The sequence below is a fragment of the Shewanella aquimarina genome, from assembly GCF_023349185.1.
Classification (GTDB): Bacteria; Pseudomonadota; Gammaproteobacteria; order Enterobacterales; family Shewanellaceae; genus Shewanella; species Shewanella aquimarina.
The window spans coordinates 62,125-79,087 of record NZ_JAKIKY010000004.1 but is presented as its reverse complement, the minus strand read 5'-3'; the positions used below and the strand labels follow the sequence as shown (position 1 = coordinate 79,087).

The 16,963-nt window shown below is 48.0% G+C and carries 11 protein-coding genes; 5 read left to right on the top strand and 6 right to left on the bottom strand.

What is annotated here, in order from left to right; genetic code table 11:
* Positions 1-375 precede the first annotated feature (375 nt).
* The 5 genes from L2731_RS06510 to L2731_RS06490 all read left to right on the top strand — a co-directional run bounded on the left by L2731_RS06510 (position 376) and on the right by L2731_RS06490 (position 6,587).
* Positions 376-2,019, top strand: coding sequence for an L-lactate permease (locus tag L2731_RS06510; protein ID WP_239849628.1), 1,644 nt, complete (start codon positions 376-378; stop codon positions 2,017-2,019).
* 67 nt (positions 2,020-2,086) lie between these two features.
* Entirely contained in the window at positions 2,087-4,891 is a 2,805-nt protein-coding gene (locus tag L2731_RS06505; RefSeq protein ID WP_249252342.1) for an FAD-binding and (Fe-S)-binding domain-containing protein, read from the top strand.
* A 331-nt stretch (positions 4,892-5,222) separates the two neighbouring features.
* Positions 5,223-5,780: a DUF4124 domain-containing protein gene (locus L2731_RS06500; RefSeq protein ID WP_249252340.1), complete on the top strand. Its 558-nt coding sequence runs from the start codon at positions 5,223-5,225 to the stop codon at positions 5,778-5,780.
* Between the two features lie 79 nt (positions 5,781-5,859).
* The gene (locus tag L2731_RS06495) at positions 5,860-6,276 is read left to right on the top strand and encodes a hypothetical protein (RefSeq protein ID WP_239849625.1); all 417 of its coding nucleotides are present in this window, start codon (positions 5,860-5,862) and stop codon (positions 6,274-6,276) included.
* The gene (locus L2731_RS06490) at positions 6,273-6,587 is read left to right on the top strand and encodes a DUF4144 family protein (RefSeq protein ID WP_249252339.1); all 315 of its coding nucleotides are present in this window, start codon (positions 6,273-6,275) and stop codon (positions 6,585-6,587) included. Before L2731_RS06495 ends, L2731_RS06490 begins: the two co-directional genes overlap by 4 nt.
* Before the next feature lie 89 nt (positions 6,588-6,676).
* Here the strand turns inward: L2731_RS06490 and L2731_RS06485 are convergent, their stop codons facing one another.
* The 6 genes from L2731_RS06485 to L2731_RS06460 form a co-directional block, all read right to left on the bottom strand.
* On the bottom strand, positions 6,677-7,447 hold the full coding sequence (locus L2731_RS06485; RefSeq protein ID WP_041510088.1) for an ABC transporter permease: 771 nt from the start codon (positions 7,445-7,447) through the stop codon (positions 6,677-6,679).
* Between the two features lie 14 nt (positions 7,448-7,461).
* Positions 7,462-8,403 carry an ABC transporter ATP-binding protein gene (locus L2731_RS06480; protein WP_249252338.1) on the bottom strand — a complete coding sequence of 314 codons (942 nt, stop codon included), beginning with the start codon at positions 8,401-8,403 and terminating at the stop codon, positions 7,462-7,464.
* A gap of 110 nt (positions 8,404-8,513) precedes the next feature.
* Positions 8,514-9,044: a hypoxanthine phosphoribosyltransferase gene (hpt, locus tag L2731_RS06475; protein ID WP_011866938.1), complete on the bottom strand. Its 531-nt coding sequence runs from the start codon at positions 9,042-9,044 to the stop codon at positions 8,514-8,516.
* Positions 9,045-9,062: 18 nt separating this feature from the next.
* Positions 9,063-9,722 carry a flavin prenyltransferase UbiX gene (locus L2731_RS06470; protein WP_041510085.1) on the bottom strand — a complete coding sequence of 220 codons (660 nt, stop codon included), beginning with the start codon at positions 9,720-9,722 and terminating at the stop codon, positions 9,063-9,065.
* A gap of 47 nt (positions 9,723-9,769) precedes the next feature.
* The gene (gene mpl, locus L2731_RS06465) at positions 9,770-11,152 is read right to left on the bottom strand and encodes a UDP-N-acetylmuramate:L-alanyl-gamma-D-glutamyl-meso-diaminopimelate ligase (protein ID WP_249252336.1); all 1,383 of its coding nucleotides are present in this window, start codon (positions 11,150-11,152) and stop codon (positions 9,770-9,772) included.
* A gap of 589 nt (positions 11,153-11,741) precedes the next feature.
* Complete coding sequence (locus L2731_RS06460; RefSeq protein WP_249252335.1) at positions 11,742-16,610, bottom strand: hypothetical protein; 4,869 nt, start codon at positions 16,608-16,610, stop codon at positions 11,742-11,744.
* Positions 16,611-16,963: the final 353 nt, after the last annotated feature.

The following is a 16,963-nucleotide window of genomic DNA, read 5'->3' as shown; positions in this document are numbered from 1 at the left end:
TAAACTGAAATTATCCGATCAGATATTTCCACTTTTGAGACCAAATTAGAGTAATAACTCTTAGTAAAATCCCATTTTCAGCTAAAAAGCGTCATGTAACTTTCAAAAAGTTATAAAAGCCCGCTCCGACCAGTGATATCGATCACACTTTCAGTTTAAGTGGTCAGACAAAGTTCACACCCATCTAACCCCATCTCACATAATCGGCACATAATGATCTAGATCATATTTGCATTTGGTGAATTAGCGTTTATTACGCATCAAGGATGAAAGGATTCCATTTGGGAATAGCTTCCGACAACACAAGATGCTGCAACGGACGAGTCAGCATCAACAACAACTAAAATAACCAAGTAAAGACAGTAAGAGGCAATCATGACCCTACTTCAACTACTCGCCAGTTTGACGCCTGTAATCAGCGTTATGCTATTTTTGGTGCTACTCAAGATGCCAGCATCTCGCGCCATGCCCATCTCCATGGTAATGACAGGCCTTGCCGCCGTCTTTATCTGGCAGATGGATACCACTATCTTAGGTGCCTCAGTGGTAGAAGGCCTACTCTCGGCCCTGACCCCACTCAGCATCATCTTCGGCGCCGTGTTCCTGTTGAACACCCTTAAATACTCGGGCGCCATGGACACCATCCGCGCCGGCTTTACCAACATCAGTGGTGATGCCCGCGTGCAGGTGATCATCATCTGTTGGTTATTTGGTTCGTTTATCGAAGGCTCTGCCGGTTTCGGTACCCCGGCCGCCATCGGCGCGCCGCTGCTGGTACTGCTAGGCGTGCCGCCTGTGGCAGCCGCCGTGGTTGCCCTGATCGCCGACTCTACCAGCGTCTCCTTCGGCGCCATCGGTCTGCCGGTGCTCTTCGGTATGGAACAGGGTCTGATGCAGGGTGGTGTCAGCATGGCTGCCGACCAGATTGCCCAGCACGGCACCAGCTTCGCCGACTATGCCCAGTTTATCGCCCTGCATATGATCACTATCGATCTGTTGACGGGTACCCTGATCCCGCTGGTATTGGTTTCTGTTCTCACCGGCTTCTTCGGCCGTAACAAGTCCTTCAAAGAGGGTCTGGCAATTTGGAAGTTTGCCCTGTTCGCCGGTCTCGCCTTTACCGTACCGGCTTGGCTTATCAACTACTTCGCCGGTCCTGAGTTCCCATCGGTTATCGGTGCACTAGTCGGTATGGCCCTGGTGATCCCAGTGGCGCGCAAGGGTCTGTTGCTACCTAAGACCCCCTGGAACGATTTCGCCGAAAACGACAACCAGACTCAGACCAAGATTGAAACCAAGGCACAGTTCTCTCAGGTTGCCGCCTGGACGCCTTACATCATCATGGCCGGCCTGCTAGTACTGTCTCGCACCGTTGCGCCGCTCAAGTCCTGGCTCACCAGCTTTAACATCAGCTGGACTAACCTGCTGGGTACCGAGCTAAAAGCCGGTTTCGCGACCCTGTATGCCCCTGGCGCCTTCTTCGTGCTGGTGTGTATCCTGGGCTTCGTGCTCTTCAAGATGAAGTCGCCAGCCATCAAGGAGTCGATCACCGTCTCTTGCAAGTCTATGCTGCCGACCATCATCTCCCTGGGCGCCTCTGTGCCTATGGTGAAGATCTTCCTGAACTCTGGCACCAACGAGGCGGGCCTGCAGTCTATGCCTGTTGCCCTGGCCGACATGCTGGCCGGTTCTATGGGCGCCATCTGGGCCTGGATGTCACCCATAGTGGGTATCTTCGGTGCCTTCCTATCTGGCTCGGCCACCTTCTCTAACATGATGTTCTCTGGCCTGCAGTACAGCGTGGCCGACAACATCGGCATGAACCACGCGTTAGTCCTGGCCCTACAAGGCATAGGTGCCAACGCAGGTAACATGATGTGTGTCATGAACGTGGTCGCCGCCGCTACCGTGGTAGGTATGGCAGGCCGCGAATCAGAAATTATCCGTAAAACCATGCCCGTTGCGCTCGGTTATGCCTTGATTGCAGGCACTATCGCTACCCTGTGGGGCGGTCTATAACAGATAACTCGAGAAAGGCGGACGTGATGAACCCGCCTTTTTGTGGGTCAAATAAAAGAGTAATGTTATGTCGATTAATTATTCAGCAGTAGTCGCAGATTTACGTGCAAAACTTGGTGTAGAAGCGGTATCAGACGATGCGGTACGTCGTTTCGCCTGGTCAACCGACGCCAGCTACTTCCGTATCGTGCCTGAGGTCGTGGTCCACGCCGAGACCCTGGAAGATGCCCGCGACACCCTAGAGGTCGCCCGCGCCCATAACGCCCCGGTCACTTTCCGCGCAGCAGGCACCAGCCTGTCAGGCCAGGCCATAGGTGAAGGCATCTTGTTGATCCTCGGCCACGACGGTTTTAGAAAGATCGCCGTCAGCGAAGATCACAACCAAATCTCGTTAGGCGCAGCCGTCATCGGTAGCGATGCCAACATGGCGCTCAAGCCGTTCAACAAGAAGATAGGGCCGGATCCGGCTACCCTGGCCTCGGCCATGGTGGGTGGTATCGTCTCTAACAACGCCTCGGGCATGTGCTGTGGTACGGCTCAGAACAGCTACCAGACCATCGCCTCGGCCAAGCTACTGTTTGCCGACGGTACCCGTCTGGACACAGGCTGTGAGCGCTCAAAGGAAGCGTTTCGCGAGTCACACAAGCAACTGCTGCAGGAGCTCACCGATCTCGCCAAGCTCACCGCCAGCAACCCGGTACTGGCCGATCGCATTCGCAAGAAATACTCCATCAAGAACACCACGGGCTACAGCATTAACGCCCTGGTGGACTTCGAGGATCCGTTCGAGCTGATCAACCACCTGATCGTCGGCGCCGAGGGCACCCTGGCCTTCGTCGAAGAGGTGACCTACAACACGGTCGATGAGGCCAAGTTCAAGGCCTCGGCCATGGCGGTATTCTTCAACATGGAAGATGCGGCCCGCGCCATTCCACCGATCAAATGCGACAGCGTAGCGGCCGCCGAGCTGCTGGACTGGGCGTCGATCAAGGCGGTGACCGGCAAGAAAGGGATGCCAGACTGGTTGAGCGAGCTGCCGGAAGGCGCCGCCATCCTGCTTATCGAATCCCGCGCCAACGACGATACGACCCTGGATGCCTACACCCAGGACGTGATCGCCAAGCTGGCCCATATCGAAACCGAGCGCCCTATCAGCTTCAGCCGTGACCCAGAGGTCTACAGCAAGTACTGGGCGATGCGCTCTGGCCTCTTCCCTATCATCGGCGGTGAGCGTCCGAAGGGCACCTCGGTGATCATCGAAGACGTGGCCTTCGAGCTGGAACACCTGGCCAATGCGGCGACCGATCTGACCGCCCTGTTCCACAAGCATGGCTACCCTGAAGGGGTGATCTACGGCCACGCACTGGCGGGTAACTTCCACTTCATCATCACACCGACCTTCGCCTCACAGGCTGATATCGAGCGCTTCCACGGCTTCATGCAAGACGTGGCCGAGATGGTGATCAACAAGTACGACGGCTCCATGAAGGCCGAGCACGGCACAGGCCGCGCAGTGGCACCATTCGTCGAGATGGAATGGGGCATGGATGCCTACACCCTGATGAAGCGCATCAAGCAGATCTTCGATCCCCAAGGCCTGCTTAACCCAGGTGTGATCCTCAACGACGATGCCAACGTGCACGTTAAGAACATCAAGCCATGCCCTGTGGTCGACGACTTTGTGGACAGATGTATCGAGTGTGGCTTCTGTGAGAAGACCTGTCCGACCTCGGCGCTTAACTTTACTCCGCGTCAGCGTATCGCCACCCTGCGTGAAATCGCGCGTCTGGAGGCCTCTGGCGACAAGCAGGCCGCCGAAGAGATGCGCGCCGCCGCCAAGTATGACGTGGTCGACACCTGCGCCGCCTGTCAGCTCTGTACCATCGCCTGTCCGGTGGACAACAGCATGGGTCAGTTGGTACGTAAGCTGAGAACCCCATACATCACGACGACCGAACAGAAGGTACTGGACTTCCAGGCCAAACACTTCGGCGCCGTCAACCAGGTGATCAGCACAGGTTTCGACGTGCTCAACATCATCCACAAGGTCACAGGCGACAGCGTCACCAACGGCCTGATGAAGGTGGGCCGCATGGTGTCCAAAGAGGTGCCTTACTGGAACCCGGACTTCGCCAAGGGCGGCAAGCTGCCTAAGCCAAGTCCAGCCTCGCCAGACAAGGAGACGATAGTCTACTTCCCGGCCTGTGGTGGTCGCACCTTCGGCCCGACGCCGAAAGATCCCGACAACCGCACCCTGCCTGAAGTCGTGGTCACCCTGCTGGAGCGCGCCGGTTACAACGTGGTCACTCCTGACAACACCCGTCATCTGTGCTGCGGCCAGATGTGGGAATCTAAGGGTGACTTCAAGAACGCCGATGCCAAGCGCGACGAGCTGATCGACGCCCTGAGCGCCCTGAGCGACAACGGCAAGGTGCCTGTAGTGGTGGATGCACTCTCCTGTACCTACCGTACACTGACGGGTAACCCTAAGGTGGAGATCACCGATCTGGTCGAGTTCATGCACGACAAGATCTTGCCTAAGCTCACCTTTACCAAGAAGGTCAACGTGGCACTGCACCTTGGCTGTAGCGCCCGCAAGATGAAGCTTGAGCCTAAGATGCAGGCCCTGGCCGATGCGTGTAGTAACGGCGTTAAGCTGCCGGAAGGAATTGAATGTTGTGGTTACGCCGGTGAGAAGGGCTTGTATAAGCCTGAGATCAACGCCAGCGCCCTGCGCAACATCAAGAAGCTGATCCCAGTGGACATCAAGGAGGGCTACTACGCCAACCGTATGTGCGAAGTGGGTCTGACCCAGCACAGCGGCATCTCCTATCGCCACCTGGCCTACCTGCTCGAAGAGTGTAGCCGCTAGGAGCAGCAACCGATTTAAGGTTTAGATAACCCCACCCAAGCAAACTCCGCGGTGTGACATTAGCTCACATCGCGGTTTTTTATCTCTACGCCTCTGAAAAACCGTGAAAACCACCTAAGTCATGCAAAATACTGGTGTTATTCCAGGAGTTGCGCCATAGTAATAGCTGTCCATGCCAGTGGCACACAGGCTGAAGATTTTAGCCATAGCCTGTAGAAGCTAGGGCTTGCCGACATGAACAAGGAACCAGGGAAATCACTCGTCGCGGCGACGCTCACCCAATTGATGCCGCCACCCCAAGACTCGACGCAGATAGAGGAATTATCGCTCCATGGGAAAACTGCTCTTAGCCATCGCACTCCTGCTGCTTCCCGGCCTGAGTCACGCCAGCAGCATCTATAAGTGTATCAAGGGCGATAAGGTGGTCTTCAGCCAGACCTCCTGTCCGAAAGAGTTTAAGCAACACCATATTCAGTACCAACTCGGCATCACGACTGAGATCGATAGCGATAAGCCTAAGGAGAAGCTCGACCCCCTGCAGGCGCTACTCAACAAGCGCACCCTGTCCCAGGAAAAGCTGTTACAGCTGATCGATGCGGAAGTCTACCGCCTCAAGCAGGAAAACAGCTATTATGAGATCCTGAGGGCCAGCGAGAAACAGAAGCTGGATCGCAAGCGCTACTGGCAGAAGCAGGCCAAGGACGACCCCGAGTTTCTCACCAAAGTCGATGAGATGAACAGCTACTTCGACGGCCTGATAAAGCTCAACAAGGACGCCATGTTCATGCTAAAGCAACATAAGCGGCGCATCACGGCGCCGGAGCAGGAAGAGCAGAGGGAGCAGAGGGAGCAGGCCGACAGGGGCGCGCCCCAGGTAGTGCAACACTAACATGAGCCGTAAAGCTTTGATGAAAGCCTTGCCGCATTGACCTCAGTCATGCAGCACTAACTTAAGTCGCGAGGCCACCATGAACAAGACCCAGTTGAGCCTGCTCATTATCGGCCTGCTTCTGCTGGGATTCTATCTGCGCCAAACCTTCTTCACGCCTGCCGATGACCCCAGAGAGATCAACGTCGACAGCTTCATCGACCATGCCCAATACCTGACGACCCAGAGCGAGGTGATAGCGCCTCTGGTATGTGCCAAGCTCGCCATCGACATGGGCTTTACCATAGACCAAAACCAGGTTAACCAAGCGCTGCGACAGACCCTCAAAGCCTATGACGACGATAAAGACGCCGCCCTGTATCTTTTTATCTATGTCAAAGGCTACGCCTTCGGACTGGCCCACGGCATAGAGGACAAACCCGGCGCCTACTTCCACCTAGGCTGCGACCAGAACCATCCCGAGGTTCAGATGGCCCCAGAGCAGACTCAAATATGACTATCCACTGGCCCTTACTGCTCAAGCTCACCAACGACAAGCAGTTGATGCTGTTAGATAGCGAGCAAGCCTGGCTCGATGAGCGCGACCATCTGCTTGGCCAATCCCTGCTGCTTATCGACAGCCAGGGCGTGAGTTATCACTGCCAAGATGGCGTTCTACTCCCCTCGGACGAGCAGATAGCCCTTTCACGAATAGTCCAATGGGTCAGCGACTATGCCTGCCAAAATGGTCATTTCTGCAGTGCCAAGATAGGCGCATACTGCCTGGCGCAGCTGTTTGATATGGTGCGCTATTTGGAAGATAGCTAGTCAATGCACGCCATGCATTAAAGAATACAGCCATAAAAAAGCCCCACCAATGTGGGGCTTTTTAGTTGGATTTGTCTGTCATGAACCAACTAGGTTCTCAAGCCTATGCCGCGGCTGATCAGGTAGTAGGCCAGCAACCAGAGGCCGGCGCAGAAGCCCACCATGACGGCAATCGACAGGCCAATGCCTATGTCGGCATAACCCAGGAAACCGTAACGGAACACGTTGATCATATAGACCACAGGGTTCAGCTGTGACACCCCCTGCCAGAAGCTCGGCAGCAGAGTCAGCGAGTAGAAGACACCGCCCAGATAGGTCAGCGGCGTCAACACGAAGGTGGGCACTATGCTGATGTCATCATAGCTCTTGGCGAACACGGCGTTGATCAGCCCCCCCAGGGCGAACAGGATAGAGGTCAGCAGTACGGTCAGGGCCACCAAGCCTGCGTGGTGCAGGCTGATATCCACGAAGAACATGGCCACCAGGGTCACTATGGTGCCGACACACAGGCCACGGGCCACACCACCGCCCACGTAACCGGCAATCATCACATAGTGAGGCACGGGCGCGACGATCAGCTCCTCCAGGTTGCGCTGAAACTTGGCACTGAAGAAGGATGACGCCACGTTGGAGTAGGAGGCGGTGATCACCGACATCATGATGAGGCCGGGGGCGATAAACTCCATGTAGCTGACGCCGCCCATCTCACCGATGCGCTTACCCACCAGATTACCGAAGATCAGGAAATACAGAGTCATAGAGATCGCCGGCGGCACCAGGGTCTGCACCCAGATACGGGTGAAACGGGTCACCTCCTTGATCAATATGCTCTTAAAGGCGGTAAAATAGACCTGCTTCATGTTCATGCTAGTGCTCATGCCTTAGCACCTCCCTTACCTTGTTCCACCAGCTCCACAAACAGCTCCTCCAATCGGTTAGCCTTGTTACGCATAGACAACACCTCTATCCCCTGCTCGGTAAGCTGGGCGAACACGCTGTTGATGCTATGGGCCTTCTCCACATCCACCTCTAATGTGTGTGGGTCGGTCAGGCGACAACTAATTCCGTCGAGGGTCGGCGCCTCGTTGATATCGGCCTTGAGGTCGAACACGAAGGTCTCCATGTTGAGGCGGCTGAGCAAGGATTTCATGCTGGTGCACTCCACCAGCTCGCCCTTGTCTATGATGCCAATGTTGCGGCACAGCATCTCGGCCTCTTCCAGGTAGTGGGTGGTCAGTATGATGGTCACCCCCTGGCGGTTAAGATCCGTCAGGAAGGTCCACATTGAACGTCTGAGCTCGATATCCACCCCGGCGGTGGGCTCATCCAGGATCAGCAGCTTGGGCTCGTGCATCAGGGCGCGGGCGATCATCAGGCGGCGCTTCATGCCGCCCGAAAGCGCGCGAGACGGGCTGTTGCGCTTGTCCCACAGGTCGAGCTGACTCAGGTATTTCTTGGCGCGATCGAAGGCCACCTCGCGAGACACACCGAAATAGCCGGCCTGATTGACCACTATCTGCAGCACTGTCTCAAACTGGTTGAAGTTAAACTCCTGGGGCACCAGGCCGATGGACATCTTGGCCAGCTCCAGCTGGGTGTCGATATCGTGTTCGAACACCTTCACCTTGCCGGAACTCTTCTGCACCAGGGAGCAGATCACCCCGATCGTGGTGGACTTGCCGGCGCCGTTGGGGCCCAGCAGGGCAAAGAAATCCCCCGCCTCGACCTTAAGGCTGATCCCTTTTACCGCTTCGACGCCGCCCTTGTAGGTTTTTCTGAGCGAGTCGATAACTAAAGCATATGGCTCTTTGGTCATTAGTGACTTCCGTTATCCTGATCTTGAAATTGGTATTGCTATTGCTATTGATATGAAAAAACAAAAACTCCCGCACAAAGCAGGAGTTTAAGATCTTAACTAAGGCGCGATTAATCTAAGGGTACGACTTTCGCTATGTAAGGCAGGTTACGATACTGCTCGGCATAGTCGATACCATAGCCGACGATAAACTCATCGGGGATGGTGAAGCCGATAAAGTCTACCGGTACATCAACCTCGCGACGCTCTGGCTTGTCCAGCAAGGTACAGAGGGCCAGACTCTTAGGTTCGCGCAGCAGTAGCATCTCGCGCACCTTGTTCAGGGTGTTACCCGAATCGATCAGGTCTTCGACGATCAACACGTCACGGCCTTCGATATCCGACTGTACATCCTTTAGGATCTTCACGTCGCGCGAGCTGGTCATGGCGTTGCCGTAGCTGGATACCGACATGAAATCGATCTCAACGTGGCCCTTGATGCGGCGGCAGAGGTCGGCCATAAAGACCACAGACCCCTTCAGCAGGCCAACCATTAGCAGGCGTTCGCTGTTGGCGTAATGGGCATTGATCTGCGCTGCCAGGATATCCAGTTGTTGTTCAATCTCATCTGCCGAGATCATCACTTCGGTAGTGTGTTTCATACTCTTCTCAAATTTGTGTTAATTGTCGCGGTTGTCGGCACTGTGCTTATCATAGCCCCAACGCTTGGTTAACCCGTGGTCGACACCCAGATGGTCTAAAATCCGAGCGACCATGAAGTCTACCAGATCTTCAATCGATTTGGGATCATGATAAAAGCCCGGCGCCGCCGGCATTATGGTGGCTCCCAGGCGCGAAAGTGACAGCATATGCTCTAAGTGTATGCTGCTAAAGGGGGTTTCTCTGGGTACTAAGATCAGCTGGCCACGCTCCTTGAGCACCACATCGGCGGCGCGCTCTAGCAGGCTATTGCTCATGCCGGTGGCCACCGCCGCCAGGGTGCCCGTGCTACAGGGGCAGATCACCATCTGTTTGGGCGCCGCCGAGCCAGAGGCTGGTGGCGAGAACCACTCCTCCTTGCCCAGCACATGCAATTCACCTGTTGGCTTTAGCCCCTGCTCGGCAAACAGCGCCAGCAGTTGCTCCTTAGCCTTGTCGCCGTTAGCACTGAGCTGCAAGCCGTGTTCGGTAGCCAGCACCACACGCGCCGCGCTGGAGATCATCAGAAACACCTGATAATCCGCCATCAGCAGACACTGCAATAACTTAAGTCCATATGGCGCCCCGCTGGCGCCGGTCCAGGCCAGGCTGATCGCCTTGGCCCGCTTGGGATAATTCATATCTCTCTCTTCGTTGAAGACCCGAGTCTAAGCCCGACTGGCTAGACTCATGCCTTGTTCTGTTCCAGCTTGTGCAGCAACTTGCCGTGTAGGCCACCGAAGCCGCCGTTGCTCATCACGATTATGGTGTCGCCGGGCCTCGCCGCCGCGGCCACGGTCTCGACCAGCTCATCTATCTGGTATAGCACAGTCACAGGCAACTCGGCCTTGGCCATCGCCGCTTCCACGTCCCAGTCGATGTTGTCCGCCTGATACAGGTAGGCTGCATCGGCCAGCGCCATGGACCCCGCCAGGGTATCCTTGTGCACGCCGCGTTTCATGGTGTTAGAGCGAGGCTCCAGCACAACTATGATGCGACCTTCACCCACCTTGGCGCGGCAGCCCTGTAGCGTGGTGGCAATCGCCGTCGGGTGGTGAGCAAAGTCGTCATACACGGCGATATCACTGACAGTGCCGATAAGCTCCATGCGACGCTTTGGCGGCGCGAAGCGGGTCAACGCCTCGATAGCCGCCGCAGGCTTGACGCCCACGTGACGGGCCGCGGCGATCGCCATGGTGGCGTTTTCCACGTTGTGCTGACCGATGAGTGACCAGTCGAGCACGCCCTGGGACTCACCGTCGAAGAAGAGCTCGAAGCTGTGGCCATCCTCGCTCAGCAGCTCGCTGTACCAACCTGGGCTACCCGCCACCAGGTTAAAGGTCTCCTGCTCGCTCCAGCAGCCCATGTCGATCACCTCGCGCACCGCGTCGCTGGCGGATGGCCAGATAACCTTGCCCTGACCCGGTACTGTTCTTATTACGTGATTAAACTGACGCTGGATCGCTTTTAAATCATCGAAGATATCGGCGTGATCGAACTCCAGGTTATTGATCACCAAAGTGCGCGGCTGATAGTGGACAAACTTAGAGCGCTTGTCGAAGAAGGCGCTGTCATACTCGTCCGCCTCCACCACGAAAAACGGCGAGTCGCCCAGGCGCGCCGACACGCCAAAGTTTTGCGGTACGCCGCCTATCAGGAAGCCCGGCGCATAGCCGCAATCTTCTAAGATCCACGCCAGCATGCTGGAGGTCGATGTCTTACCATGGGTACCCGACACCGCCAGCACCCAACGATTGGGCAGAATATGTTCGGCCAGAAACTGTGGCCCGGAGGTATATTTCAGGCCACGATTCAGCACAGCCTCGACACAGGGATTGCCACGACTCATGGCATTACCTATCACCACCAGATCCGGCGCCTCGTCCTCGTTTTGCCCCAGCTGACTTGGGTCGAAGCCCTGGATCAGTTCTATCCCCTGCTCCTCGAGCTGAGTGCTCATGGGCGGATAGACGTTGGCATCGCTGCCCGTGACCTTGTGACCGTTAGCGCGAGCAAGGAGTGCGAGACCACCCATAAAGGTGCCGCAGATCCCTAAGATATGTACATGCATTGGGGTTGGCTCTGGATAGGAATAATCTGGGGGTTATTCTAACGATTCGTGTCACCATTGTCAGTTAACAATGGTTTAAATAACTTTTTGATGACTAACGTCATGTTGATGGTTTATCCAAACTTCGTTTGGGATGGCTGACGCCGGTTTGCGGCCTTACGGCCGGATACTGATTTTCCAAACTCCGTTTGGATAAAAGTCGTGGAACTCCGTTCCACACCAAAGTATATGTAGCCTTTCGGCCTGAATTACGTTTTCCAAACTTCGTTTGGATTAACGTCGTGGGATTCCATCCCACAGCTGTAAATGTGCGGCCTTACGGCCGAGGTAAGTCGTGGAACTCCGTTCCACACCAGGGCAAGAGGGGGATCTCCAGCAATCCCCCTCTTGCATCTCCCCGTGCCGCCCCAGACGAAGTTGTGATCCCTACGTGGCTTATTGAAAATGACTGACGCTTCCGATGGGGCATCCAAGCCCCCCGGAAGCTAGCCTCACATCCATGTGAGTCTCACGCCATTTTCTGCTATCCACTCCGGCAACTTCGATGGGGACTAACTGTAGCTTCTACCGTATCTGTTCATGATGACATTTAGATTCTAACCAGCTTATACTTAACTTTCTCGTCACCTCTAAATCTCTTTTTCATCATAATATATGGTGAAATAGCTGCATCGATCTCGGATGCTTCTTCTGCCGTAAGAACTCTGATTTTAGAAACTCTGTTTCCAAAACCGCTAATTGAAGTACCGCATTCAACCACGTTAGCCCCGGAGAGCCACCAACGATCATGTATAGGAAAAGATTTGCTATCTCCACAACTAATAAAGATAAAATCAATTGATGGTGGTGAAGTCCTACTAATATTATCTTCCCAAAATTGAGAGAATCTGTCTTCCAAATCACCATCAGCTTCCAACTTCTTACATGACTCTAAACTTGTAACAATTATCAAGTCTACATTTGGATCTTTGGATATGACATTAGCTATAAACTCAAAATCCTCAACATGCAAATATGGGTCAACAATAGTTAACACTTTATTATTAGAATTCCCAAACCATTCCTTAATAAACTTCAAAGCATTTTCACCTTGCCCTTCAGATATAACTACTGACTTTTCATCGCTGTCATTAGAAACCAGTTCCAAATTATCACAACGTTCAGCCTCACTAAATATAGCATCAAAAACCAATATAATAGACGAGAAGATATCAAACAAAGGTCTAATAGTCTCTAGCACTTTCGATCGAGAAGGATTTATTACATATAGCGAATGAATGTAGTAACTTAGAACTTTATAAAGTCCATCTACGTCAGAATAATCCAAAGAATTAATATAGCTTTGTACATTAAATAACTTTGGCACGTGGCCACAATTTGAATTAACTATAGCTAACTGCTTCCAAAGTAAATCGGTAAGATCTGAGCTTTTATCTTCTTTAGATAAATCTTGATTACTTTGAAACCTTTTCTTTAATTCTTCTTCATTTTTTCGCTTTTTCATGCTGTCTTCGATAGACTTTTTTCTCGCAGGGTCATTATCAAGCATATTTACTAAAGACGAAGAAAATGCATCACCATAGGAATTTATCATATCTATTATTTCTAAGTTTGTTGAAGAATTAATCCTTTGGTGACTATCATTACAAATCATAAACGCTTTCTTCAAATTATCTTTAACACTTGCTTTATCGAAACTTCGATAATTATCACAAACAACTTTATATCTATTTACCTTTTCTATACTTGAAGACAACCTTTCTATTAAAGATACTGACTCTTGAAAAAGAGCCTTCCTTTTTAATTGATGAGATTCAGGTAAATTACTTGAAATCTGAGAAATAACAAACGAACGATCAGATATATTGTTAACCTGCCTCGCCATAGAAATGAGTTCATCCCAAGACTCATCGACAAGATCATCTGACATACTTTTAATTTCAGATAAAAACAATATTTTATAACCAAAATGAGAAATCCCTCCTTGTTTAGGGAAAGTATCAATATATTCCCGAATGAGACTTCCCAGAAGTTCATCTTCTTGAGTTTTACTAATCTTACTCTTTTTTCTAAGACCTTTAATTGCAGCTAAAACCCTTCTAATTTCAAAAAACTGATTTCCATCCTCCCGTATCAAACTTATTAACTTCAAGACTCGAATTAAGTCACGATAACCAATAGTATATTTATTCTTAATGGAATCATAAGGATCACCAATAATACAATCATTATATAAATAATCAATTGTCACATTGATCATCTTATCCATAATTCTACCAGTGCCCTTAGGAGCTTTATTAAACCAATATAAAAAAATATCATCATCATATACATTTATAACTGGAAGGGTATAAAACAAGATGATTAAGAATTCCTTTCCAGCGGTTTTAGAGTTTTTCTCTAAAATGGGAACGATATGATTCTCAATTATTTTCTTACTATAACTGTCTTTATCACTTTTTTGATAAGATGAAACTAACCGAGAAAAAAGTCGCGATTTTTTTATATCACTATTAATCGTTAATATCGATTTCACTATAAAATCAAAATCTTCTACCGAATCTTCATTAACTCTAGATAATATATAAAGACTTCTGATTGCCAACTCGATTGTATATATTTTAAAATCAATCTGCCCTTCGTTTGAATATCCAGTTTCTTCTACAACCTCAATTGCTTTCTCTTTAAATGAAAGCGAAACATCCCTATCAAATTTGAATAGCATTTCACAAGCATAAAACCTCAACTCAGACTTATTGTCATCACCATCACAATTAGAAATAGCGTCATTTATGCAATCAACAACATAACTTTCACTTTTAATAACACCAAGCTCTAACGCCTCACAATAAAGCATTATCAAACACCTTGATTTAACGTAGTTGTTATGTATTCTTTTAAAAAACTTTATAAGCTTATCTGTATTTTTCTTTGATGGTGAAAAATATTTATACTTTTCAACAACTAAATAATACAAATCCTCTCTATACTCTTCATCAGAAATTGATCTTACAATTGATACCAAGTCATTTACTGATTTATGATTTTTAATCAATTCAATATTTTTAAGATAACTATAAAGTGCAATAGACTTACCTTTGTTAACCCTAATTGAATTATTGAAACTTTCACACCAAAAAATAGCATTATCTATATCATACTTTGATTCGGCAGCTATAGACTCTTTCAATATTTCGATATGAAGAGCATCTGACTCTATTATTGTTTTAAAAGTATCCTGCTTTGTTTTATGGCAATCAAGTATGATGTTTGATATTTTATTAAACTTTTCAAAACCACAGATATGAGACAAGCAAGTAAGTTTAACAGATAAATCTTTTACAGAATCAATGTATTTTACCAAGTCATTTAGGGTCTCAACCTTTTTGTCTAAACTCCTCTCTTGGGTTATTATATTTAAAACAAGCCTGCAATAGTCAACTGTTGGACCTTTCTTTTTAAGAGTATTAAGTTGCGACTTTATTTTATTGACAACATCATCATTATTTTCTAATTCAGAAAAATTAAGGCACTCGGTAATATCTTGAAACAACGAAGCGTCAATAGAAAACTCTATTGATTCTATAATTTCATCCATTACCTTTCCTAAAATAATCACTGCATTTTGATTTTCTTTGTTATTTTTAAGCCAAGCTCTATAAAGAAATATACGGTCTCCACTTTCTGGAAACTTACTAAAAAATTCCAACAAACTATCAGGAGTTGCATCCTTATTTAAGCCTTTTATATTTTCAATAATAGTAGAACGAGTTAAATCTCTTGAGTTTTCCTTGCTGATATCTGTTGTAAAATTATCCCCATGACGCTGCAAACTCAATAAAGACAAATTGAGAAATGCAAAGTCTGACTTATTCTGCCCAGCCTGCCCTAAAGAATCCAATTTGTTAATTAAAATCAAAGCTTTATCAGGCATTATTGGAAGAAGATCAGCACAAATATCTACCACTCTTTCAGGACCTAGTTCATCAACATCGATTTTATCAAACAAGTAATCTATTTTATTGTATAAACTATCCTCTATACCGACTCCTTCTTTAATTTTTGACATGGCGTATATACAATACAGCTGTAACATCTCTTCTTCCGAACGAGCTTTCTGAATAAGCCTTATGGCCAGTGCAGACTCACCAGCAACAATGTGACATTTCAGTTGTTGCGCCATCAATTCAGAGTTATAGATACTAGACAACCCACTTTTTAAATACTTATACTTTATAAACTTATCTTTTATATCTAGTTTTTCACAAGCTTTAATTCCAAAGTTAATTATCTTATGAACTTCATTAAATGACTTTGATTTTTGATACCTATTAGATATATGCTCATCACTAATAACACCCAATACTTTGTCAAACTCATTTTTTTCAAAAAGATAATGTGCAGTTTTAGATGAGTTTAAAGAATCAAAATTATCACGAGTCAACCCCAAAAGTATATCTATATACTTATGTTTGTTATCGGAAACTTTCTTCTTACAAAAATTCAAAATAGCATTAGACTTAAAAACAATTAACTCATCCTCAAGCTTTAAAAAAGTCAATCCATTTAGAACCTCTATTAAATCTTTCTCGGTAGCATCTAAAGCAATACCAACTTCCACTAAAGAAACTGCATCAACTGAATAAGAGCAAATACCAATCAAGTCTCTAACGAAATCACTTCTTACCGTTCTACTCCATTCATTTTCATACAAACACTGAATGTCATCATTGGAATCACTAAATATATCATCAATTTCTATTCCACGTTCAACCATGTCTTTTATAAATGATATAGTTTCTGGCGAAGAACCAAATGACTCTCTTATCAAAACTATTGTAGTATCATCAACATTTGGCAAACATAGCTTAATTTCCTCTAGAGAAAAAACACTTAAACTATAGTCATGACACTTTTTAGATGTGACACCAACACTCTTTTTAGAATCATCTCTACTTATCAAGTATTTATAATTCACATCAGTTGGGAGCATCAAAAAAAACTCAGCAAGAAAATTGTTATCATTGTTTTCAAAAGAATACACACCATCAAATATGAAATAGACAACCTTTCCATTGTACTTTAAATGATAACTTAAAGTTGATATTAGCTTTTCTAGATCACTTTTAGAAACATCTTTGCTCACATCTTGCTGTGTAAAGTTCCCCATATAAGTTTTAATTTGAATATAAAGATCTTTATACACTTCCACATCATTAATAAATCCAACTCTTTCTTTATTAATAAAAAGAGAAATAGAATCATACTTTAGTTCTTCAAACACCTGCTTTAATATAGTTGTTTTTCCAATTGAAGAAGATGCATTCAAGTATAAAACCTGATTTTCTTTTAGATAATGCTTTATTGTTTCTATTTGCGAGTCTCTTCTAATTCCATATTCAACATCATGACAATTAAAAATTGAGTTCATGCTCGGATATTCTAATTCTTGTATCATATCTAATCTCTATAAGTAAAATTCACCAACCCTAACGAACCAACTGAAATATATCGCTATTTTTATTAGCCCACACATCCAGAACAGCTTACACTCATCCCTGCTGAATATTATTAATACAGTTTAAAATACAGGTACCTAGCAAGACTGTCTAGAGGCTTTCAGTCGTACTTTCGTTGTACAAATTTAAATACAACAATTACTTATTTAAAATATAAACATTAATAATCCTCACTACGAACCAAGTCCATACGATGGTCTCCCCCCAACAAAGTTGCGAACAAAAATAGATTTGAATAGTCGGATCAGAGTAAACTTTTACTTATTTGCTTCAATGCAGGTTGTGGCTACAG

Coding starts and splice junctions, on each gene's coding strand:
- L2731_RS06510 (WP_239849628.1), top strand. CDS start 376: ATGACCCTACTTCAACTACTCGCCAGTTTGACGCCTGTAATCAGCGTT.
- L2731_RS06505 (WP_249252342.1), top strand. CDS start 2,087: ATGTCGATTAATTATTCAGCAGTAGTCGCAGATTTACGTGCAAAACTT.
- L2731_RS06500 (WP_249252340.1), top strand. CDS start 5,223: ATGGGAAAACTGCTCTTAGCCATCGCACTCCTGCTGCTTCCCGGCCTG.
- L2731_RS06495 (WP_239849625.1), top strand. CDS start 5,860: ATGAACAAGACCCAGTTGAGCCTGCTCATTATCGGCCTGCTTCTGCTG.
- L2731_RS06490 (WP_249252339.1), top strand. CDS start 6,273: ATGACTATCCACTGGCCCTTACTGCTCAAGCTCACCAACGACAAGCAG.
- L2731_RS06485 (WP_041510088.1), bottom strand. CDS start 7,447: ATGAAGCAGGTCTATTTTACCGCCTTTAAGAGCATATTGATCAAGGAG.
- L2731_RS06480 (WP_249252338.1), bottom strand. CDS start 8,403: ATGACCAAAGAGCCATATGCTTTAGTTATCGACTCGCTCAGAAAAACC.
- hpt (WP_011866938.1), bottom strand. CDS start 9,044: ATGAAACACACTACCGAAGTGATGATCTCGGCAGATGAGATTGAACAA.
- L2731_RS06470 (WP_041510085.1), bottom strand. CDS start 9,722: ATGAATTATCCCAAGCGGGCCAAGGCGATCAGCCTGGCCTGGACCGGC.
- mpl (WP_249252336.1), bottom strand. CDS start 11,152: ATGCATGTACATATCTTAGGGATCTGCGGCACCTTTATGGGTGGTCTC.
- L2731_RS06460 (WP_249252335.1), bottom strand. CDS start 16,610: ATGATACAAGAATTAGAATATCCGAGCATGAACTCAATTTTTAATTGT.